Raw genomic sequence first — 19,832 nt, 5'->3', positions numbered from 1 at the left:
TGTGGCGTGGTGTGTGTTGTGGGGGTGGGGGGGGGGGGGGGGGTGGGGGGGGGGGGGGGGGGGGTGTGGGTGGGGGGGGGGGGGGGGTTGGGGGGGGGGGGGGGGGGGGGGGGGGGGGGGGGGGTGGGGGGGGGGCGCCCCCGCGGGGGGGGGGGGGGGGGGGGGGGGGGGGGGGGGGGGCCGGGGCCCCCCCCCACCGCACCCCCTGGACTGCCGACAGCGACGGCGACTGTTGACAAGCACGGGCCTCCGCAGTGGACGATGAGCCGTGCGGATTCTCGTGGTCGGTGGCAGTGGCCTGATCGGCGCTCACGTCGTGGAGGTGCTGCGGGAGCGCGGTCATGCCACGACCTCGGTGGCGCGAAGCGCCGGGCCGGGAGTCAACCACCAGCTCGATGTCGGGTCCGCCTCGATCGACGACCTGCGGGCGTTGCTGGCCGGTCACGAGGGCGTCGTGTACGCCACCCGGACCGACGAGCAGCGGCCGCTGCCCAAACCGATCTACCCGCAGTTCCGCCGCGACAACGTCGATCCGGTGGTACGCCTGTTCACCGCCGCCCGCGCGGAGGGTCTCACCCGCGGGGTGATCATGGGCTCGTACTACACGTACTTCGACCGGCTGCATCCACAGTGGCGGCTCGCCGAGCGCCACACGTACATCCGCTGCCGCCTGGAGCAGGCCCGGGAGGGGCGCGCCGCCGCCGGGACGGGCCTGCCGGTCGCCGTACTCGAACTGCCGTTCGTCTTCGGTCGGGCCGGCGACCGGCTGCCGAACTGGGCCGGTCCGCTGGACCGGTGGGCGCGCTCGCGTACCCCGTTGGTCGCGCCGACCGGCGGAACCGCCGCAGCGTCGGCGCGCAGCGTGGCCGAGGTCACGGCGGACGCCCTGGAGCAGGCCAGCGGCGCGGACATCCCGATCGCCGACGAGAACCTCACCTGGACCGACATGATCGGGCGCATCGCGGAGGCGGTGGGCCGACGCCGCCGGGTCGCCCGGCTCCCGGCCGGCGCGGCACGGGCGGCCCTGCGGCTCGGCGGCGCGTCGCAGGCCCTCGGTGGCAAGGAGTCCGGCATCAATCCCACCCACCTCGCGGATCTGCTGCTCGCCGACCTGTTCGTCGAGCCGACGACCGGCCGGTCGCTGGACGCCGCGCTGCGCGAGACCTTCCCTGCCTAGCTCTGGGCTTCCGGCGGGCGGGCGAGGTACGCGGTCTTGACGTCGGCCGAGAACCCGCAGGCACGGTAGAACGCGTGGGTCGCCGGGTCCCGCGAGCTTGTCATCAGCATCGCCTTGTAGCAGCCCGCGTCCCAGGCGGCCTGGAGCGTGCCGGCCATGATCTGCCGCCCCAGACCGGTGCCGCGCCGTGATTCCTCGACGACGACGTTCTCGATGACGGCGTAGGGCGACGCCGACCGGCTGATGTTCGGGATCACGTTGAGGTACGTCGTGGCGACGACGACCCCGTCCACCTCCAGGACGAACAGACGCAGCCCCGGTGAGCCCAGGATCTGCGCGAAGGCCGCCCGGTCGGAGCCGTCGTCGAGCACCGGATCGTCCGGGTTCAACTGTCGGTAGAGACGGATGATCTGCGCGAAGTCGTCAGGCCGGGCCGCACGGAACATGCCCCGAGCGTAGTCACTGGCGATCCCTGCTCGCGGACCTGCGGCCGGCCGCCTGCGCCCGCCGCGCGGCGATGCCGATGAACTTCCGCCCGTCCCGATGTCGGTGGCGGGGCTTCGTCGTCTCGCCCGATCACGCTGCCCGCCATCGCTTCTTGGGATCCGCCGCGGTGGTCGTGCACACCATCGGCTTGCCGGTCTTCGTCACCCCCCGCGCGCCCTGCTTCGAACAGAAAGCACCGGGATGCACGGTCGACACAGCAGGCGGTTTCGGTTTCGCGGTGGTCGGCTTCGGCGCTGCTGTCGTCGGCTTCGGCTTCGGCTTACTGGTCGTCGGCTTGACGACTGGCCGGGACGTCGGCGTACCGCTGGTGCGCTTCGGAGCAGGCGTCGGGCTCAGCGCGGGCGCTGGGGTGGCGGATGGCTGTGCACCCGCTGTGGGGCTGACGCCGTCGACGATACGGTCGGTGGCATCCGAGGCGGTCGTGGTGGCCGCGGTGCCCGCGGTAGCCGCCGCAACGGGCTTCTTGTCACCGTCACTGTCGGTGAGCGCCCCAATGGCGCCGGCGCCGCAGCACAACAGGACGGTAATGGTGGCGGCGATACCGACGGCACCGAGCTTCCCGATCTTCTTCTTCGCAGGGTAGGTGGTCATTCCCGGGAGTCTGCGGGACGGGGTGGAGCAGAGAAACCACTGATCGGGGCCTATATAGACCCCGACGAAACAGGGGTGGGCTACGGCCGGTTAGCCGTTGTAGCCGATTGTCGATGTTCACCGGCTGGCCGTACCAGAAGGCTAGGGCTTCAGCAGTCCGTGTGCGACGAACTGGCCGAACACATCGGCCCACCCGCGGCTCCTGCGGCGAGCCCTCCGGCGCGCCCGTCGACCTGCTGCCGGTCGTCGGCGGTCCGGTCGAGGTGTCCGGCGGCGGCGGTCAGGAGCCCGACGGGCCTCGGTCCTCGAACTCGTAGGTGGTGGTCAGGGCCTCCGGCAGGTCGGGGACGAGGGCGTTCGTGCCGTCGACGACCTGCACGTAGCGCCGGCCCTGAAGGATCGAGTAACTGCCGTCGGCGACCCGGTCGATGATGAAGAGCTGCGTCGCCGCGTCCGGGTCACAGGCCCGGGCACGGACGCTGCCCGGCGCGGCGTCGTGCACGACTGTCATGCAGACCTGGTCGGTTCCGGCCGGGGTGGCCGCCACGATCCGGAACGCCTTTCCCGCCGGCCGCAGGACCCACAGCGCCCGGTCGTCGACGCCCGGCCCGGCGGTGGCCCGTACCCGGTCGCCGTCCGGGTCGGTCGCCAGCGCCGCTCCACCGAGGCCCGGTACCACGATCCGGACCTGTCGGCGACCGCCGAGGATGTCCTGTGGCCCGGCCGGGGCGGTCGGGCTCGGAGCGACGGACGCCGGCGACGGCGACACGACGCCCGCCGGGCCGACGGTCGGCGTCGGGACGTCGGCGCGTACGCGCAGCAGGGTGGTGCCGACCGTCGCGACCAGCACTGCCAGCCCCACGCCGGTGACGGCCGCCCGGCGTCGCCGCCGCCGGTCACTGCGCCCGCGCAGCGTCCGCGCCGTGGGCAGGGTCGTGACGCGTCGGACCTCGTCGACGATCGCCCGCAGGTCGTCGTGCGGATCAGCCATTCCAGGTCCCCTCCTGGTTCACCTCGGTCAGCAACCCGGCCATCGCCCGGCGACCACGGGCGAGGTACGTCTTGACGGTCCCGACGGGCGCCCGCATCTCGGCTGCCACCTCGGCGACGCTGAGGTCGTTCAGGTGGTGCAGCACGACGGCGCGGCGCTCGTTGGCGCTGAGTCGTTGCAACGCCTGGATCAGCGCCACGTGGTCCTCACTGAGGCCGGGCACGCTCTGGTCGACGGCGGCCCGGTGGTGGGCGCGGATCCGGTTGAACGTCTTACGCCAACTGCTCACCGCCGCCCGGGAGGCCACCGCGCGGACCCACGCCTCCGGGCTGTCCGCCTCCCGGACAGTGTGCCAGCGCTGCCAGGCCCGCATGAACGCCTCCGCGACGGCGTCCTCGGCCTCGCTGCGGTTGCCGGTCAGCGCGTAGACGTGGCCCACGATCCGCCCGGCGCAGGCGGCGTAGAGGGCGTCGAACTCCTCAGCATCACGCATCCGACCTGCGCCCTTTCGAAGCCTTGTCCCCCTGGTCACCGCGCATCGAACTCGCCGCGCCGATCCGGCCGCTCCCCGCCCGGGTCGATTTGTGATCGCGGTCACACCCGCAGAGATCAACCAGCCGGCGGGCCCAGGCGTCATCGTGCCGTCCCGGGAGACGCCCGTGGCGGAGAGGACGATGTGCGACGACGTCAACGACGCGCCCTGACGGCCGGGGTGCTCGCGACAGCACTGGTCGCGGCGGGCCTCACGGCCAACCCGGCGAGCGCGCAGGTGCGGCCGGCGGCCACCGTCTCCGGCACGCCCAGCATGCCCGGCACGCCCAGCACCTTCACGCTGATCACCGGCGACCGGGTGTCCGTCGACGCGGCCGGCCGCCCCGCCATCGAGCGGGGGACGGGACGGACCGCGATGCGGTTCGTGACCAGCCGGGAGGGTGGCCACCAGTTCGTCATCCCGGTGGACGCCATGCCGCTCCTGCGCGACGGTCGGCTCGACCGGCGACTGTTCGACCTCACCACGCTCGCCGAGTTCGGCTACGACGACCGGGCGGCCGAGTTGCCGCTGCTGGTGGCGTACCCCGCAAAGGGCGTGGCGGGGGCGCGGACCGCGATCGTCGGCGGCGACGGGCGGGTGCGGGCCGATCTGCCCGCCGCCCACGCCCTCGCGGTGCGGGCGGGCCGCGACGACCGGGTGACGCTGTGGTCGTCGCTCACCCGGGGCACGTCGATGGCGCGCACGCTCACCGACGGGGTCAGCGCCATCTGGCTCGACGGCAAGCGGCGGGTGACGCTGGACCGCAGCGTGCCGCAGATCGGCGCCCCGGCGGCCTGGCAGGCTGGCTTCGACGGCACGGGCGTCACCGTCGGCGTGCTGGACACCGGCATCGACGCCAGCCACCCCGACTTCGCCGGGCACCTCACCGAGGTCCGGGACTTCACCGGGGGCGGCGACCCCGCCGACGCGGTCGGTCACGGCACCCACGTGGCGTCGACGATCGTGGGCAGCGGCGCCGCGTCCGGTGGCCGCTACCGGGGCGTCGCGCCGGGCGCGAAGCTGCTCGTCGGCAAGGTCTGCGCCACCACCGAGTGCCAGGACTCGGACATCATCACCGGCATGCAGTGGCTCGCCCCGCAGACCCGGGTGGTCAACCTGAGCGTGGGCGGCGACGACGCGCCCGGCCTCGACCCCCTGGAGACGGCGGTGCAGGACCTCAGCCGCCAGTACGGCACGCTGTTCGTGGTCGCCGCCGGCAACGAGGGCAAGCCGAAGTCCGTGTCCTCACCGGCGTCCGCCGACGACGCGCTCGCCGTGGCGGCCGTCGACGCCGACGACCAGCGGGCGTACTTCTCCAGCCGGGGCCCGCGCGTCGGCGACAATCACATCAAGCCCGAGATCAGCGCGCCGGGCGTCGACATCGTCGCGGCCGCCCCCGGCGGCGACTACGCCACCATGTCGGGCACGTCGATGGCCACCCCGCACGTGGCGGGCAGCGCCGCGATCCTCGCCGGCCAGCACCCGGACTGGACCGGTCCGCAGCTCAAGGCCGCGCTGATGGACTCGGCCAAACCGACCGGCGCGGACACCCTCTACGAGCAGGGCGCCGGCCGGGTCGACATCGCCCGCGCGGTCGCCCAGCCGGTCGCCGCCGACACCGCCGCCATCGACTTTCCGGTCCAGCGCTGGCCGCACGCCGACGACACCCCCGTGACCCGGGTCGTCGGCTACCGCAACACCGGCGCCGCGCCGGTCACCCTGTCGCTGACCGTCGCCCCCGCGCCGGCCGGCATGCTGACGGTCAGCCCGACCACGCTGGTGGTGCCGGCCGGCGGTCGGGCCGAGGCCACGATCACCGTGGACACCCGGGTGGACGCCGCCGACGGCGTCTACCAGGGCGCGGTGGTCGCCACCGGCGCCGGCGACCTGCGGGTACGCACGCCGTTCGCCCTCAACCGTGAGATCGAGAGCTACGACGTCGCGCTCCCGCACACCGGCCGGGACGGGAAGCCGGCCACCGAGTACACGACGGTCGCGGCGAACCTCACCACCGGCGAGTTCAGCACCCTCACCGACGAGCCGGGCGGTGGCACACTGCGGCTGCCGACGGGCCGCTACGCGCTCTACAGCACGATCCACGAGGGCACCGCCTCGACGCTGCTCGTCCAGCCGGTCCTGGACGTCCACGGGCCGGTGACCGAGGCCGTCGACGCCCGTACCGCCAAGCCCGTCGCCCTGACCGTCCCACAGCGCGACGCCGCGCCCACCGCGATCAACGTGAGCGCGAACTGGGACGACGGCTTCCGCTACCCGGGCGTGCAGCTCAGCGGGGTGTCGTTCGCGGACGTGTTCTTCGGCCGGATCGGGCCCGCCGTCGCCGCCCCCGAATTCGCCGCGACGCTCGGCGTCGGGCTCGGCCGCCCCGGTCGGGACGGGACCTTCCGCAACAGCCCCTACACGTACGACCTCGCCTACGTCCGCCAGGGCGACATGTTCAGCGGCCTGTCGACGAAGCTGACGCCGAAGAACCTCGCCACCGTCACCGCGACCTACCGCCGCCAGTCCACCACGGCGACGGCCGTCCGGTTCCACCGCGCGGCGGCGGCCGGTGGATCGGGCCCGATCGGGTCGCACACACCCATCGACCTGCCCTTTCACGGCACCGAGTACTACAACACCGACGGCGGCCTCACCTGGACCTCCACCTTCGTCGAGGGCGACAACTCCACCGCGCAGGAGTCGGCCTTCCAACCGGGACGGACGTATGCCCAGACCTGGAACGCGGCCCCGTTCGGCCCGTCGGTCGCCCAGGCCCCGACCCTGAGCCCGCTGGGGTACGCGGGGCGCGACGGCGACACCATCTCGATCGCGTCGCTGCCGCTGTTCGGTGACGCGACCGGCCGCCCCGCCAGCCGCGACGACCTGCCGGTCGAGGTCCGGCTGTTCCGCAACGGCACCCAGATCGGCACCTCGGACAGTGCGTGGGCGGAGTTCGCGGTGCCCGCCGGCAAGGCCGACTACCGGCTGGAGGCGACCGCCCGGCGCGGCGCCCCGGACACGCTGTCGACGTCGGTCACGGTGGCCTGGACGTTCGCGTCGGCGCACACCTCGGCGCCGCAGCGGCTGCCCCTGACCACGGCCCGTCCCACGCCGACGCTCGACGACACCAACACCGCCCGGGCGGGGCGGGTCATGCCCCTCGCTGTCAGCCTGGACCGGCAGGCCGGCTCGGCGGCCGCGCCCAACCGGACGCTCGGCGTCGCCGCGTCGTTCGACGACGGCCGGACGTGGGTCGCGGTGCCGGTGCGGCACGGCGTCGCCCTCGTCACCCATCCCCGCCGGCCCGGTTTCGTCGCCCTGCGCGTGACGGCCACCGACACCGCAGGCAACACGGTGACGCAGACGGTGCTGCGGGCCTACCGGATCGCCTGACGGGTGGAGTCCGGGGCGGCTGCCGTCGCCCCGGACTCCTCTGCCCGTGGTGTGGGGGGCTCGCGGCCTTCAGGAGTCGGCCGGCACCCCGGCGTCGAGCTGGCCGATCATCGGGGCCAGGAGGTCGTTGAGCTCCCGGGCCAGCACCGTGACCGCTCTGCGCGCCGCGGACGCCACATGATCCTGCGGTCCGGCGGGCGCCGGCGGCAGATCACCGAGCGGCACCGGCGCCTCCACCTGGAGCAGGGCGCGCAGGTGCGGGTTGCGCGTCACGTCCTGCTCCGACGGGGTCGTGTACTGGCCGAACAGCTGCGGCCAGTCCCGCCAACCCCGGTCGCGTTGCCACTGCTTCGTCCAGGTCAGCTCCGCCGGCCAGCGGGAGATCACCGTCACCGCGCACACCAGGCCCCCGTCCCACGGGCTGCGCGCGCAGGACGCCGACAGGATCCGCCGGTGCCAGCGGACGTAGCCGGGTTCCAGTTCACCCGCGATGCGCCACGCGGTCGCCGCGAAACTCACCGGCGCGATGTCGTCCCAACTGGGGGCGAACTCGTCGATCCGCCTCAGCACCTCGGCCTCGTAACGGCCGCGGCCGTCGACGCCGTGCTCCCGGTCGAAGTTCTCGTCGAGCCAGAAAGCGCGCGGTTCCGGCATGGTCATCCCCGTTCGCAGCGGCCACCTCTTCGGACATCGTAGGGACCGCACGCTCCGGCGTACCGCATGTTCGCTCTCGGCGGCACACTCCTGCCACGCCGCGCCGGCCCGCCTCGCCACGCGGTTGCTGCTAGGTCCCGACCAGCCGATCTTCTACCCGGTGCTCAATCGCTGGTACGCCACGAAAATCGCGCGGGAGTGGAACGTTCCTGTGGCCGACTACCGCGGCCCGGTGGACGACCAGGAGTTCACCGACGCCGAGACGGCGCTGGGTCGCGCGCTGCCCGCCGCCTGGCGGAGCTACCTGCAGGGTGGGTCGTGGTTACGACGAGGCTGGATGACCACCGGCGCCTACGTCTGGCTCAACACGCCCCGTCAGATGATCGAGCTGCGGGACGTGTGGGGCGACAACGAGACTCATCCGGGTATCGCGATCATCGGCGACGACGGCGCCCGTGAACAGCTCGTGCTCGACCTGCGAAGCGAGGCCGTGCCGGTGCTGCTGGTCGACCTCACGAGCGGCGGCTGGGACAGCGCCATCGGGCAGGCCGACGACGTGAGCGAGTTCGTCAGGCGCGTTGAGGCGGGCACCTTCGAATTCGCCTTCGCCGCGTAGCGGCAGAGCCGGACCGTGCCGTCAGCCGACGAACACACAGAACGGGTGGCCGGCGAGGTCGGCGTACACGCAGTGGCTCGTCGGGGTCGTCGATGCGGTCGTACCGCAGCCGACCGCCGAGGCGCAGGGCGCGTTCGTGCTGGACGAGTAGCTCCTCGACGGATTCCACGGTCAGGTCCAGGTGCAGTTGCTGAGGGACCTTGTTGTCCGGCCATGTCGTCTCAGGCAGGTGATCCACCTGCTGAAACGCTATCTGGGGAGTGCCGTCGGGAGTCCTGAGCACCAGCCACTCGCGCCCGCGCGGATCATCCTGCCCCGGCGCTGGCGGCTCGTCGCCGGGCCGGTAGACCAGACCCAGGAACTGCCGGTAGAACTCCGCCAGCGACCTGGCGTCGGTGCAGTCGAGCACCACCTGATGCAGCTTGGGCACGCTCTCCTGGTCGACCATCCTCGATCACCTCCGGCGCCCATTCTGCTGGCCCCGTACGACACCCGCATCCGGACGCCGCACGATCGCGTGTGCGAGGCTTGCGCGGTGAGCGACTTCGGCATCCGCGCGGCCACCCCGGCCGACGCCGACTTCCTCGTGGACATGCTCGTCGAGGCCGTGAACTGGCTGCCCGAGCGCGACTGGCCTCGCGAGCGGATCCTGGCGGATCCCGCGCTGGCCCACTACGTCACGGGGTGGATGCGGCCGACCGACGTCGGTGTGGTCGCGGTCGACCGCGCGCACCGGCCGCTCGGCGCCGCCTGGTTCCGGCACCTGAGCGCCGAAGATCCCGGCTACGGGTACGTCGCCGACGACGTGCCGGAGTTGACCATCGGCGTACGGCCAGCCTGGCGAGGGCGGGGTGTGGGCCGGGCGCTGCTGCGCGCCGTCCTGGACGCCGCGCGGGACCGCGGCATCAGTACCGTGTCGCTGAGCGTGGAGCGGGCGAACGCCGCCGCCCGTCTCTACGCGTCCGAAGGGTTCCGCACGGTCGAGTCGTTCGAGGACGCGGACACCATGGTCGCCGAGGTCGGGGCCTGACTCTCGCGGCTCAGCGGAGGTGCTCGGCCAGTCCGACGATGATGCCCTCCGGGCCACGCAGGTAACAGAGCAGGAAGATGTCCTCGTACCGCTCGACCTCCCCGACGAGTTCGGCCCCATGCGTACGCAGGCGGGCGATGACGTCCTCGATGTCGTCGACGGCGAACATGATCCGACGGATGCCGAGGGTGTTCGCGGGCGCGTTCTCCGGCTCGTGACGGATCGCCTTCGGCGTGTGGAACATCGCCAGCTCGACCTTGCCGTGACCGTCCGGGGTCCGCAGCATCGCGACCTCCTGGCGGACGTCGTCGATGCCGATCACACGCTCCACCCACCGTCCCTCGACCGGCCCTCTGCCCTCCAGCTCCATGCCGAGTTCGACGAAGAACGCGATGACAGCGTCAAGGTCGTTGACGACAATGAGGACGTTGTCCATCCGCTGGATCGCCATGCGGGATCTCCTCGCTCTGGTGCGCCGCCGTGGTCGCATCCTCCCCTGAGACGAAGCCGCCCACGTGTTCTCGACACGGAATGCGGGCCCGGCTGTCTTTCTCTCATCGCGGGAGGCCTGGGGCCGCGCTCGCACGAACGCGGCTGCGTCAACGCCGTACTGCTACTGGGGTGACCTCAGCCCGAGCGCGCTGTGTTCGACGACCCCTGCCGGCAGGTCGGTGCGTCCCGACTCCTGAGTGGTCAGCGCTACCAGCTCGGCGCGTAGCTCGACGGCAGGTTCACCGAGCACGATCCCGCTGAGCACCAGCTCGACCATCACCCGGTCATACTGATCCGAGCTGCGGCGGTAACGCGACGGATCGGACTCCACCACGAGCGCGGAGATGCGCCAGCCCTCGCCAGGCACGGGCGAGAAGGACGCTTCGTAGATTCCATTGCCGGTCCAGCTGCGATGCAGGAACACGACCTCGTCCTCAACGAACACGTTCCACTTCTCGTCCATGTCGCGAGCCTGGTAACCAAGCGTGATCCGCTTCCACTGCTCGTCGGACCAGGTCCGGACCGGAAGCACCGCCACCGGCATCGGCGCCACGATCGGCGAGACACGGCGCAGCGACGACCGGGTGACCGGCGGAGGTTCGATCATCAGCAGATCCTACGAGTCCAATCGATGACGGCCACCACACGTCCTCAGTCCGGGTGGGCGTCCGATGTTAGGTTCGCCGGCATGACGCGGCAGATCACGGCCAGCGAGTTTCACGCGGCCGAGGGTGTGGAGGACTGGCGCTCCCTGTATCACCTGGTCTCCGCCCACTTCCCCACCGGTTCGTTGACCGAGGGCATCGCTTTCGTCGATGAGATCGGCCGACTCGCCGACGAGGCCGAGCAGCGAATTCTGGCCATCGACGTACGCGGCCCTGGCGTCACGGTGTCCCTGTCGCGGCGCGATGCCGGGCTGGCCCGGCGGATCTCGGCCGCCGCCAGAGAGCGTGGCCTCTCCGCCGATCCGACCGCCGTGCAGGTCATCAACCTCACCCTCGACGCGCTCGTCAGCGCGGATGTGCTGCCGTTCTGGCGTGCGGTGCTCGGCTACTCCCAGATCGGCGACGACTACCTCTACGACCCGTCGCGCCGTGGCCCCGGGTTCGGCGTGCAGCAGATGGACGTGCCGCGCCCGCAACGGAACCGCATGCATCTCGACATCGCTGTTCCGCACGATCAGGCCGAGGCGCGCGTCGCCGCCGCCCTGGCCGCCGGCGGCCAGTTGGTTTCCGACGAGTACGCGCCGATGTGGTGGGTTCTGGCCGACGCGGAGGGCAACGAGGTGTGCGTCGCCACCTGGGTCGGCCGGGACCGCACAGCGCCGTGAGCTGCGGCCCGAAGACACGGGCCCCGCCGTTCCTGGGTTCCCCATAGGGTCGGCGGCATGACACCAGCCCCTGCCAGCACCGCCTTCGACTCGCTCCGCCTCGACGCCGTGCCCGACCAGCAAACGCTACGCCGGGCCTACGCCCTCCCCAGCGAGGCGGCCGTACGGAAACAGATGACCGAACTCACCGAGCAGACCCGACGGTTGATCGGCTGTGCATCCCTTGTTCTGGTCGCGAGCGTGGACGCCGAGGGCAACTGCGACGTCTCCCCGCGCGGCGGCCCCGCCGGGTTCGTGGCCGTGCTGGACGCACGGACGGTGGCGATCCCCGACGCGACTGGTAACAAGCGCCTGGACACGCTGCAGAACGTCGTCGCCACCGGACGGGCCGGGCTGCTGTTCATGATCCCCGGGCGTACCACGACTCTTCGGGTGAACGGCCGGGCCTGCATCTCCACCCGCCCCGACCTGCTGTCACAGCTGACCGCCGTGGGTAAGCCGCCGGCCAGTGCGCTGGTGGTGGGAATCGAGGAGGTCTACCCGCACTGCCCCAAGTCGCTCCTGCGCACCGGGGTCTGGGAGCCCGACCGGTGGCTGCCAGCGGACGCGCAGCCGACCTCAGCCGAGGTGACGCTGGCCCAGCTGCGGATGCCGGAGCTGACGATTGCCGACATCGAGCAGGCGGAGGCGGACTCGTTGAAGTACCGGTACGAGTAATAGTGGTTGGATCGCGGCAGATCCGGACGACTGCGCGGTCCCCTTTGGCTCTGGCGAGTCTGTCCCATCCCTGTGCTCTACTCCCGTCATGCATGTCGTCGTCACAGGCGCACTCGTCGAAAACGACGCGGTCCTGCTCGTGCACCGCAGGCCGACCAAACGGGCTTACCCGGACGTCTGGGACCTGCCCGGAGGGCTGGTCGAAGCGGGTGAGTCGGAACTACAGGCCCTCGCGCGTGAGATGCACGAGGAGCTCGGCGTTCACATCGTGACGGAGTCCGCTTCACGGTTGGGCGTGGTGCATGACGGCAGTGGGGAGGACGCCCTTCACGTGGGCGTCTGGCACATCGGGGACTGGGCTGGCTCTCCCACCAACCGTGCACCCGACGAGCATGACGACATCGCATGGGTCGGGATCAGCGACCTGGGCGACCTTCCCCTCGTACATGGCGTCCTGGCGGCAATGGTTCGTTCTCTGCCGGAGTTCGAGTGCGCCAGCAGGCACTCAGGAACCAGGGCCGGCTGTCCTGCATGTGCTGGGACGGATTCGTCAAGCAGGCGGTGGGACTAGACACGCCGGCCAGCCGGCTGTCCGGTCTCGACTTGCATGACAGTTCGTTGCCAGGACCTGGGTGAGCTCGCCGAGTGTTGGTGAGCCGGGATGCCTGACAAGATCGAGCCGTGCTGAGATCCGTTGAAGTCAGGACGGTGCTCGTCGTCCCAGACTCGCCGTTCCACAACCTGCACTGGCGCAGCAAGCTCGACTTCAGCCTGGACTGCTTTGTCTGCGAACGCATCGGACGCACCACCCGCTTCGAGCTGGGCGCGGAAAGGGCGGTCTGCTCTGGTACCCGCGAGGCCGGCAAGCACTACGCCGCCGCCAGAGTCGCCGCGTTCGACCACACCGACGCGCGCGACCGGACAACCCTTCGGGCGGTCGTGGACTACTGGTGGGCACCCTTCCACGACGCCAAGCGAGACCAGCCAGCCCATGCCCTGACCCGCGCACCTTGGGTCCGGCACTACCTCGGGTACTACTGCCCGGAGCAAGACCAACCTGGCGAGTTCTCCACCCAGACGAACCTCGTTCGACCACAATCCGCTGCCTGCCAGCACTGCTCCGCGCCGATTGCACAGAGCCAGGAAGCGCCGCAGCTGCGACTCCTGCCCTGATCAGCCGGCGGAACCCGCGCCGCTCGCCAAAGCCGCAGTTTCTAGCCGGACGTGTCATCGCTGGAGTCGCGTCACGCGCGCGACTCGCGGCATGATCGGACGTTGCGCGGGATACTCGCCATGTGGACGCCCCTCACCCGAAGCAACTGGGAGCCTTCGTTCGAGCGACGGCGGTCTTGGCACTCAGCCCGACGCAGCAAGTGGCGTGGCTGGAGTCGCTTGAGATTCAGGTATCGGTCGACGAATTGGCGCTGGAGTTCGAGGACGGACATCTCCTACTGCCGCAGTGGGTTGAGGCAGGTTGGCTACCCCCTGATGCAGTAGCGGCCTTCTCGGCCCTGGACGAGGCTCTGATCGGCATGAGCGGCGCTGATCACGCTGAGCTCTGGACCGTCGCGGCACTCCACGAGGCTCCTGAATGGGCGCGAGTACGCGAACTCGCTGCCAAGGTTTTTCACCTTCTCTGACATCCGCTCACGGGCCATGAGCGGACGCATGCGCGCCATGATCATGGCTCAGCGGCCTTGCGGTCGACCTCAGGTGCAGGTCAAAGCACGTGCGCCCGCTACTTGGCGTTGTATTGATCAACGGCCGGGGCGTAGCCGATCAAAGCGGACGACTTGGCCCCTGACCTGCCGTTACGCTTGGCATAGATGGTCATCATTGGGTGCTGCGGGTTGACCTCAGACGGCCTGAAAACGGCATGATCTTGGCCTTCGACTGCCCTAGCGGCGAGGTCCGGACTCCTCGCTTACAAGTTCCGTGCGCTCTGTCCAGTGGGGATCCATCGGCGTCACCCCGCCTCGGCCCATCGCCCGGCGTCGGTCCCTGGTCGCCGAGCAGCAGACCCAAGGGCGCCTGATTCTCGGGTATGTTCCGCGCCGTGCTTGACACTGCTCTATGGGACCGGCTTCTTCCAGTGATCACGCTACTTGTTGGCGCTGGTCTATCGCGATTCGGCAGGCGCAGCGACTCACGTCGGACTGCTGCTGAGCAGCTCGCGGAGCTGGATCGGCTCGTATGGGCCAAGGGCGGTGAGAACAACTGGTTAGACCTACAGGTCTACTTGGGTCGCCTTCAGGTCGCGCTCCGCACCGCCGGAGTGCCATGGCGACTGGTCAAGCGTCTTCGGAAGGCGGCCGTGGATCACTGGAGAGCCGTGGAGCATTCAGGTGACGATGAAGTTGGCTGGATCGTGTTGGGCGCAGAGCCAGATAAGTTGGCTGCCGCCAAGGACGCGGTACTGGACTGGCTGGACCGGCCGTGGCACTTCTGGCGCAAGCTGCGGGCGTGGCGGACATCCAGCGAGGGGGCGACTGCCAGTAAACCGGCCTCGTCTGGGCCTGAATTGTGAGGAGTCCCAGACGTTGAAGCGGAACTTAGACGGAGGGCTGCGTGACCTGCGGGAGCACGGCCGATGCGCTGGTCACAACCCGCCTTCAACTCACGTCGTTCGCCGGCTCTTGCCGACGTTTAACGCTGTCTTGTGCCCCGTCTGTGCCCCCGGACGTCACTTGCCGCTACGCCGGTTCTGAGCCTCGGCTGCTAAGTACAGCCGCCACGCGACTTCACTGACCGACCGCAGCCACCTCCGGCCCACAGCGCCGGGCTCAGATGGTGCCAGCTCGGCTCCGGCGGCCCGGTCCATCATCACGCAAAGCTTCTCGTGCCGCTCAACATCGAAGAACGTGAGGCAGTACGCCGCAAGCCGCAGCACGTCCGACCACTGGTTGCGCTCCAACAGCATCCGGGGCCAGATATCAAGCTTCTCCACGATGTACCGCTCGTCCGACCAGGCTTGTGGGTGAGCGCGTGCATAGTCTGTCCAGAACTCACTCCGGCCGAGCTGACGAGCTGGCGGAACCATTGACAGCAGATCGAGTAGTAGTCGAACGTCTGGCTGGTCAAGTGGGGCTTCGTTCATCAGGTCAACCTAGCGAGGGGGCGGTTCGTCAGGGGCCGACACGCGACTGTCATAAGTTGGACACCGGCGGTCAGCCGATCCCTCGCTTGTAGGTTCTGGGCGCGCTGTCCGGCTGGGTCCGTCCGTGTTGCGACCTCGGGCGACTGTCCGCGCCCAACCGCCGCCGGCTGTCCTCGTAACGACCGATTGCTGTCGCGTCTGTTGCCAGCCGAACAGGTGCCATCCCTCGTCGATCCCCTGCCGCAACTTAGCCGACAAACGGCTGGGCCAAACGGATGACGATTGCGGAGAGCATTCGCGATAGCGTGCCACGGTGATCAGACCGTTTGACTTGTGGGGCCAGCGCGGGTGGCGTGGGCAAGAGGTAGCAGGGGAATCCAACTACAGCAAGGAGATCCGGGGACTCTTTGGGCGATCCTTCGACCCAGACGGAACCGAGATCACCACACAGGCCCACCTCATCCCCGAGCCCACCAACAAGTACGACCCCAATGCTGTCAAGGTCGTCTGCTCCGGCAACTGCGTCGGCTACCTCCCCAAGGAGGATGCAGCCCGGTACGCACCGGTCCTCACGCAGCTGATCAATCAGGGTTGGACGCCTCAAGTCCAAGCCGACGTGTGGGGCATGGAGCGGCCGGACTGGGACAACCCTCGCCGCAGCCGGTTCGTCTGCTCGGTCAGAATCGACCTCGCCGAGCCCCACATGATCGTGCCCACGAACATGCCCCCGCCAGAGATGCACACGGTTCTTCCCACGGGCCGGTTCGTCCAGGTCACCGGCGAGGAGAAACACATGACTCACCTCGCCTCTATCGTGAGCCCGGCGGGCGAGTCATGGGTCTACGTCACCCTCCACGAGGTTGAAGTCCAGCGGGCCCGCTCCACCCGCACCCTCGTCGAAGTCAGAATCAACGGCGAGGCCGCGGGGACGCTGAGCCCCGCCATGTCTACTGAAACGCTGCCAGTGCTTGCGCACCTTCGAAGCATGGGGCTGACGGTGACTGCCCGAGCCGTCCTGAAGGGAAACAAAGTCAAGGCCGATGTTGCCGTCAACATGTGCAAGGCAAGCGAGCTCTCGAACGACTGGCTGGAGTCGCCTCCGATGGCAAACGGAGTGAAGCCAGCGGCCGAACCCGTGACCGCACCGGCACCGCCGGCCACGCTTGCGCCGCAGTGGAGGTTCGTCACGCCACCAACGTGGCCTCCACCCCCACCCGGCTGGGTGCCGCCGCAGGGCTGGCGTCCGGACCCATCCTGGCCCCCAGCACCCGACGGATGGCAGTTCTGGGTCCAGCACGGCTAGCTCCAAGCGCCGCAGTTCACCAACTACAGGTAGAGGGAGTCTTGACGACCTGATAATCCGCCCGATCACGCCCTGCTACCTGGGCAGACATCGTCATCAGTGGTCGTCTTTTGTCGCTCACGATCGGCCTCCGACGGCCCGGTGACGGCCTGGGCCTGGTCCTCGTCAATCCGCCGGAAGCCAACGCATCGCCCGCCCTGACGCCTCGTTTACAAGTTCTGCGCGCCCTGTCTGGCGGTGTCTGCTGGCGTCCGCGACCTCGGGCGAGCGTCCGTGCTCCTTCGCTGACGGCCGTCCTCGTCCAAAGCGGTTGCTGTCAGGGCTGCTGTCGCCCTGGCTATTCCAGTCCCGACCTACCCATCAGGGGTTCGTCGCCGGCCGCTGGTCGTCGCGGTCCTGGTCCCCGTCCACCCGTACCGGACGTCCATCTGAGCCCGCCGGTCTCCACGACAGTCCGGCGGCTTGGCTCTTCGGCTCAGTGTTCTTCGCGATCTTCTCTAGGGCCTTGACCGCGTGATACACGGTCTTTTGGTAGGCCGATACGTGCTCCAACGACTTCAGGTTGATCTCGTACTTCAAGGGCTCAATAGCCCCGTCTGGGCCTTCCCCGCTGATTGCCACCTGGTGCACCAGTTCATCGGCGGCGCGTTCAAACAAGTTCCAGGCCACCGCGATAGGACGTGCCAGTTGAGCGCCCGGCGCTATGGCGGATATGAACCACTCGCTCACCAACTCGCTACGTACGTCTTCAAGAGGTGGCTCGACAGTGACCCGGACGTTGCGAGCGACTGTCGGCCCCTGGTTGCGCACGAGGAGCACTAGGAGTTGAGGTTGGTGCTCGTCAGATCGGAGGTCTGCGAAGACGTAAGGCTGCGTCTGCTCGCGCCGCACACGTTCGGCATGTTCAACGGCGTGCCGCGCGGCGACTGCCTGAACGCGCGAGTAGCGGATACCGAGCACGCTCACGAGCAGCGAAGCCGCCGCGACGACAAGCGCTCCTGTTGCGGCAGCGTCCACTTGCACCCCCTCCGAATCTTCCCAAGGAACGCTACTGCTGCGTGTCAACGCGTGAGCGGCCCGCATGCGAGCGCAACGACAGGCTGCGCCCGTTGTCCGTCGGGACCGACGTGGAGCCACTGGACGCCTTCGGTGTGAATGAATGATCGGTCGTCGATGAGCTGGCCGAGCAGCCGGGATGAGCTGCCGGAACAGTCCACCATCGTCCGTGGGCGTCCGGCGTGGGCCGCCCCGGTCGTCACTCAGCTGGTCACCCAGCCTCCGAAACGGAACTCCACCACATCCGCCTGATGAAGGCATGGCACTGCGGATCGAACTAGCGCTCCGGGGGCGCTCGTTATGCTTCGGCTCGTGCACCGCTACTACAACCCCGAGTTGACCGAGGGGCAGAGGGCTGCCCTCGACCGGGAGAACATGGCCGTGCTGGCTGCCACACAAGCCGCCCTGGGCAACATCTCGTCAGACATCCGCGCCCTGTTCGTGGACGCGGGATCCGAACCGTTTGTCCTCCACTTCGTCGTGGCGGATGGCCGAGCCGAAGCTTGCCGGGAAGACATTGACGACACGGTTTCGGAGTTCCTCGCCCAGACCTGGGGTGACGAAGACTTGGATGCAGTCGCTCGGGTACACGTCGAGGAGGTGCCCCGGGACTTGAGCAGCCTCGGCTGGCGGCCCGTGTACTGGGCCGCTGGCTGGACCGCTTGGCGGGAGTAGGCGGGCCGCGAACCGGCACTCAAACGTTGAAGCGGAACTTAGACGGCCTCTCGCCTGACCTGCGGCGGCCTGGTCGACGCGCTGGTCACGTTCGCTCCTGAACTCACGGCGTTGATGGCTGGTTGCCGACGTTTCACGCTGTCTTGTGCCCCGTGTGTGCCCCCGAAGACTCCTTGACCCCCCAGGCAACCAGCACGGCTGCCCGGCCTGGGGTGCAGGCATTCTTTGCAGCTGTAACCGTCCACCGGCGTCCGTGGTCGCCCCTTACCGATGGCACCTGTCGTCACTCAGTTAGTCACCCGGGCTGGCTGGCACTTGTACGCGGCTCCACTGCACAACCCGAAGGGCCGGGCGACGAGACATCTCTCCTCGGTCCTCTCCCTGCTGACATGAACTTTGGTGGCGCTGGGTAGTTCCGACGCTCATGAATGGCTCGTACAGTGGCTCTGTGGACGACATTCAGACCGGCGCTTTCCTCAGCTACGCGCAGGAGGACGACCGCCTCGACGGAGGAAACATCCTCAACCTGGCTCAACGCCTGGCAAATGAATACGCCCTTATTACCGGCCACGATCTGAACCTTTTCGTTGATAGATCTGCAATCGAATGGGGTGAGGAATGGCGGAGCAGGATTGACGGAGCCTTGGCCGCAACATCCTTCTTCATTCCAATCGTCACTCCTCGCTACTTTACGAGGCCAGAGTGCCGCAAAGAGGCATTCTCCTTCCATGGCGGCGCGCAAAGTCTCGGTGTCTCCGAGTTGCTGTTGCCTATCTTGTATGCGCCAGTTTTAGACTTCAAAAGTTCCAACTCTGACGAATTGATTGCCCTGCTATCGCGCTACCAGTATGCAGACTGGACAGCTAATCGGCTTCTGGATCCCACTTCCTCCTCCTATCGACAGGCACTGCATATTCTTGCCCAACGCCTCGCTTCGGTGGCAGCGTCGGTCGCCAGTCGGCAGCTCTCGCGAGAGATCAGCGTCACTTCGGAGACGACGTCTGAGGCGAACAGCGATGGGCTGATGGAGTTGATGGAGCGTATTGAGGCGCTGCTGCCTGAGTGGGTGAGCGCACTGGAGAGCCACGAAGCAAATGTTGTCCACTTTTATGCGGTCCATAATCTTTATGGGCCGCGGCTCGCCCAACTCGAGAGAAGCCCAGGCGCCGGTGGAGCTAAATTCGCCGTATTGCAGCGCATCGCCGCTGAAGAGATTCCGATAGCAGAGCGCTACCTTAGAGATGTAACCAAGTACCACCAAAAGTCAATAGAGTTGCATCCGCTTATTATGCAAGCAATTCGAATTGTCAGGGCCAATCCAGGCGAGGCAGGTGTCCTTGAAAGGCTTGAATCCACACTATCTGTCGCCGAGAAAGATATTATCTTGCACGAACGGAAGCAGCGATCCAGCAGGCCGACTGTCCTGGAGTGGGCACGCGCCCGAGCTCACCTCAGTAGATTGGTCCGCAAACTTGCAGACACCTGGGCTGCTGGCGAGAACGCAACGAACGAGGGAAATGCACTAGTGGCCGGATGGCTATTTGAACTGCGTGAAGTGCTGGGTAAAGACGCTCCCGAATCTCCGGTTGGAATAGATACAACTCAGTCCCTGCTTGCCATCCCTGAGTCAGACTAGATGACGTCAGATCTTGCCATCCCGATGCTCCTATG

At 68.6% G+C, this 19,832-nt stretch carries 21 protein-coding genes and 1 pseudogene; 12 read left to right on the top strand and 10 right to left on the bottom strand.

What is annotated here, in order from left to right:
* Window positions 1-268: 268 nt before the first annotated feature.
* A complete protein-coding gene (locus tag ACGGAQ_RS32170; RefSeq protein ID WP_393055888.1) occupies window positions 269-1,177 on the top strand; it encodes an NAD-dependent epimerase/dehydratase family protein in 909 nt (302 codons plus the stop codon).
* On the opposite strand, the gene ACGGAQ_RS32165 is transcribed toward ACGGAQ_RS32170, so the two are convergent.
* From ACGGAQ_RS32165 to ACGGAQ_RS32150, 4 genes are all read right to left on the bottom strand, one after another.
* Window positions 1,174-1,623, bottom strand: coding sequence for a GNAT family N-acetyltransferase (locus tag ACGGAQ_RS32165; protein ID WP_393055886.1), 450 nt, complete (start codon window positions 1,621-1,623; stop codon window positions 1,174-1,176). The two genes, ACGGAQ_RS32170 and ACGGAQ_RS32165, sit on opposite strands and share 4 nt — an antisense overlap.
* A 130-nt stretch (window positions 1,624-1,753) precedes the next feature.
* Complete coding sequence (locus tag ACGGAQ_RS32160; protein WP_393055883.1) at window positions 1,754-2,275, bottom strand: hypothetical protein; 522 nt, start codon at window positions 2,273-2,275, stop codon at window positions 1,754-1,756.
* 280 nt (window positions 2,276-2,555) lie between these two features.
* Entirely contained in the window at window positions 2,556-3,266 is a 711-nt protein-coding gene (locus tag ACGGAQ_RS32155; RefSeq protein ID WP_393055881.1) for a hypothetical protein, read from the bottom strand.
* Window positions 3,259-3,759, bottom strand: coding sequence for a SigE family RNA polymerase sigma factor (locus ACGGAQ_RS32150; RefSeq protein WP_393055878.1), 501 nt, complete (start codon window positions 3,757-3,759; stop codon window positions 3,259-3,261). The genes ACGGAQ_RS32155 and ACGGAQ_RS32150 overlap by 8 nt, the downstream gene beginning before the upstream one ends.
* 183 nt (window positions 3,760-3,942) lie before the next feature.
* Between ACGGAQ_RS32150 and ACGGAQ_RS32145 the strand changes: the two genes are divergently transcribed.
* Entirely contained in the window at window positions 3,943-7,191 is a 3,249-nt protein-coding gene (locus ACGGAQ_RS32145) for a S8 family serine peptidase (RefSeq protein WP_393055875.1), read from the top strand.
* A gap of 69 nt (window positions 7,192-7,260) precedes the next feature.
* Here ACGGAQ_RS32145 and ACGGAQ_RS32140 read toward each other — a convergent pair whose 3' ends face one another.
* Window positions 7,261-7,845 (bottom strand): hypothetical protein, encoded by a 585-nt coding sequence (locus tag ACGGAQ_RS32140; RefSeq protein ID WP_393055872.1) that lies wholly within the window; start codon window positions 7,843-7,845, stop codon window positions 7,261-7,263.
* A gap of 136 nt (window positions 7,846-7,981) precedes the next feature.
* On the opposite strand from ACGGAQ_RS32140, the pseudogene ACGGAQ_RS32135 reads away from it, so the two are divergent.
* Window positions 7,982-8,062, top strand: a pseudogene (locus tag ACGGAQ_RS32135) (ADP-ribosylation/crystallin J1); the annotation flags it as partial.
* 352 nt (window positions 8,063-8,414) lie between these two features.
* Here ACGGAQ_RS32135 and ACGGAQ_RS32130 read toward each other — a convergent pair.
* The gene (locus ACGGAQ_RS32130) at window positions 8,415-8,909 is read right to left on the bottom strand and encodes a VOC family protein (RefSeq protein ID WP_393055869.1); all 495 of its coding nucleotides are present in this window, start codon (window positions 8,907-8,909) and stop codon (window positions 8,415-8,417) included.
* A gap of 87 nt (window positions 8,910-8,996) precedes the next feature.
* Here ACGGAQ_RS32130 and ACGGAQ_RS32125 point away from each other — a divergent pair, with 87 nt between their 5' ends.
* Complete coding sequence (locus ACGGAQ_RS32125; protein WP_393055866.1) at window positions 8,997-9,491, top strand: GNAT family N-acetyltransferase; 495 nt, start codon at window positions 8,997-8,999, stop codon at window positions 9,489-9,491.
* A gap of 10 nt (window positions 9,492-9,501) precedes the next feature.
* On the opposite strand, the gene ACGGAQ_RS32120 is transcribed toward ACGGAQ_RS32125, so the two are convergent.
* Window positions 9,502-9,942, bottom strand: a complete 441-nt coding sequence (locus ACGGAQ_RS32120) for a VOC family protein (RefSeq protein WP_393055863.1) — start codon at window positions 9,940-9,942, stop codon at window positions 9,502-9,504.
* Window positions 9,943-10,104: 162 nt separating this feature from the next.
* On the bottom strand, window positions 10,105-10,590 hold the full coding sequence (locus tag ACGGAQ_RS32115; protein WP_393055860.1) for a hypothetical protein: 486 nt from the start codon (window positions 10,588-10,590) through the stop codon (window positions 10,105-10,107).
* 81 nt (window positions 10,591-10,671) lie between these two features.
* Here ACGGAQ_RS32115 and ACGGAQ_RS32110 point away from each other — a divergent pair, with 81 nt between their 5' ends.
* The 5 genes from ACGGAQ_RS32110 to ACGGAQ_RS32090 all read left to right on the top strand — a co-directional run bounded on the left by ACGGAQ_RS32110 (window position 10,672) and on the right by ACGGAQ_RS32090 (window position 13,670).
* Complete coding sequence (locus ACGGAQ_RS32110) at window positions 10,672-11,313, top strand: VOC family protein (protein ID WP_393055857.1); 642 nt, start codon at window positions 10,672-10,674, stop codon at window positions 11,311-11,313.
* A 57-nt stretch (window positions 11,314-11,370) separates the two neighbouring features.
* Window positions 11,371-12,030 (top strand): MSMEG_1061 family FMN-dependent PPOX-type flavoprotein, encoded by a 660-nt coding sequence (locus ACGGAQ_RS32105; RefSeq protein WP_393055855.1) that lies wholly within the window; start codon window positions 11,371-11,373, stop codon window positions 12,028-12,030.
* 88 nt (window positions 12,031-12,118) lie between these two features.
* Complete coding sequence (locus tag ACGGAQ_RS32100) at window positions 12,119-12,601, top strand: NUDIX domain-containing protein (RefSeq protein ID WP_393055852.1); 483 nt, start codon at window positions 12,119-12,121, stop codon at window positions 12,599-12,601.
* 110 nt (window positions 12,602-12,711) lie between these two features.
* A complete protein-coding gene (locus ACGGAQ_RS32095; protein ID WP_393055849.1) occupies window positions 12,712-13,203 on the top strand; it encodes a hypothetical protein in 492 nt (163 codons plus the stop codon).
* A 122-nt stretch (window positions 13,204-13,325) separates the two neighbouring features.
* Window positions 13,326-13,670, top strand: coding sequence for a hypothetical protein (locus tag ACGGAQ_RS32090; RefSeq protein ID WP_393055846.1), 345 nt, complete (start codon window positions 13,326-13,328; stop codon window positions 13,668-13,670).
* Window positions 13,671-14,713: 1,043 nt separating this feature from the next.
* Here ACGGAQ_RS32090 and ACGGAQ_RS32085 read toward each other — a convergent pair.
* On the bottom strand, window positions 14,714-15,127 hold the full coding sequence (locus ACGGAQ_RS32085; protein WP_393055844.1) for a hypothetical protein: 414 nt from the start codon (window positions 15,125-15,127) through the stop codon (window positions 14,714-14,716).
* Between the two features lie 313 nt (window positions 15,128-15,440).
* Here ACGGAQ_RS32085 and ACGGAQ_RS32080 point away from each other — a divergent pair, with 313 nt between their 5' ends.
* Entirely contained in the window at window positions 15,441-16,430 is a 990-nt protein-coding gene (locus tag ACGGAQ_RS32080) for an HIRAN domain-containing protein (protein WP_393055841.1), read from the top strand.
* A 360-nt stretch (window positions 16,431-16,790) separates the two neighbouring features.
* Here ACGGAQ_RS32080 and ACGGAQ_RS32075 read toward each other — a convergent pair whose 3' ends face one another.
* A complete protein-coding gene (locus tag ACGGAQ_RS32075; protein ID WP_393055839.1) occupies window positions 16,791-17,447 on the bottom strand; it encodes a hypothetical protein in 657 nt (218 codons plus the stop codon).
* A gap of 351 nt (window positions 17,448-17,798) precedes the next feature.
* Here ACGGAQ_RS32075 and ACGGAQ_RS32070 point away from each other — a divergent pair, with 351 nt between their 5' ends.
* The gene (locus tag ACGGAQ_RS32070; RefSeq protein WP_393055836.1) at window positions 17,799-18,161 is read left to right on the top strand and encodes a hypothetical protein; all 363 of its coding nucleotides are present in this window, start codon (window positions 17,799-17,801) and stop codon (window positions 18,159-18,161) included.
* 448 nt (window positions 18,162-18,609) lie between these two features.
* Complete coding sequence (locus ACGGAQ_RS32065) at window positions 18,610-19,797, top strand: toll/interleukin-1 receptor domain-containing protein (protein ID WP_393055834.1); 1,188 nt, start codon at window positions 18,610-18,612, stop codon at window positions 19,795-19,797.
* The last annotated feature ends 35 nt before the right edge of the window (window positions 19,798-19,832 follow it).

This window comes from Micromonospora sp. NPDC047557 (assembly GCF_043205095.1).
GTDB lineage: Bacteria > Actinomycetota > Actinomycetes > Mycobacteriales > Micromonosporaceae > Micromonospora.
This window is presented reverse-complemented; position numbering and strand designations above follow the sequence as displayed.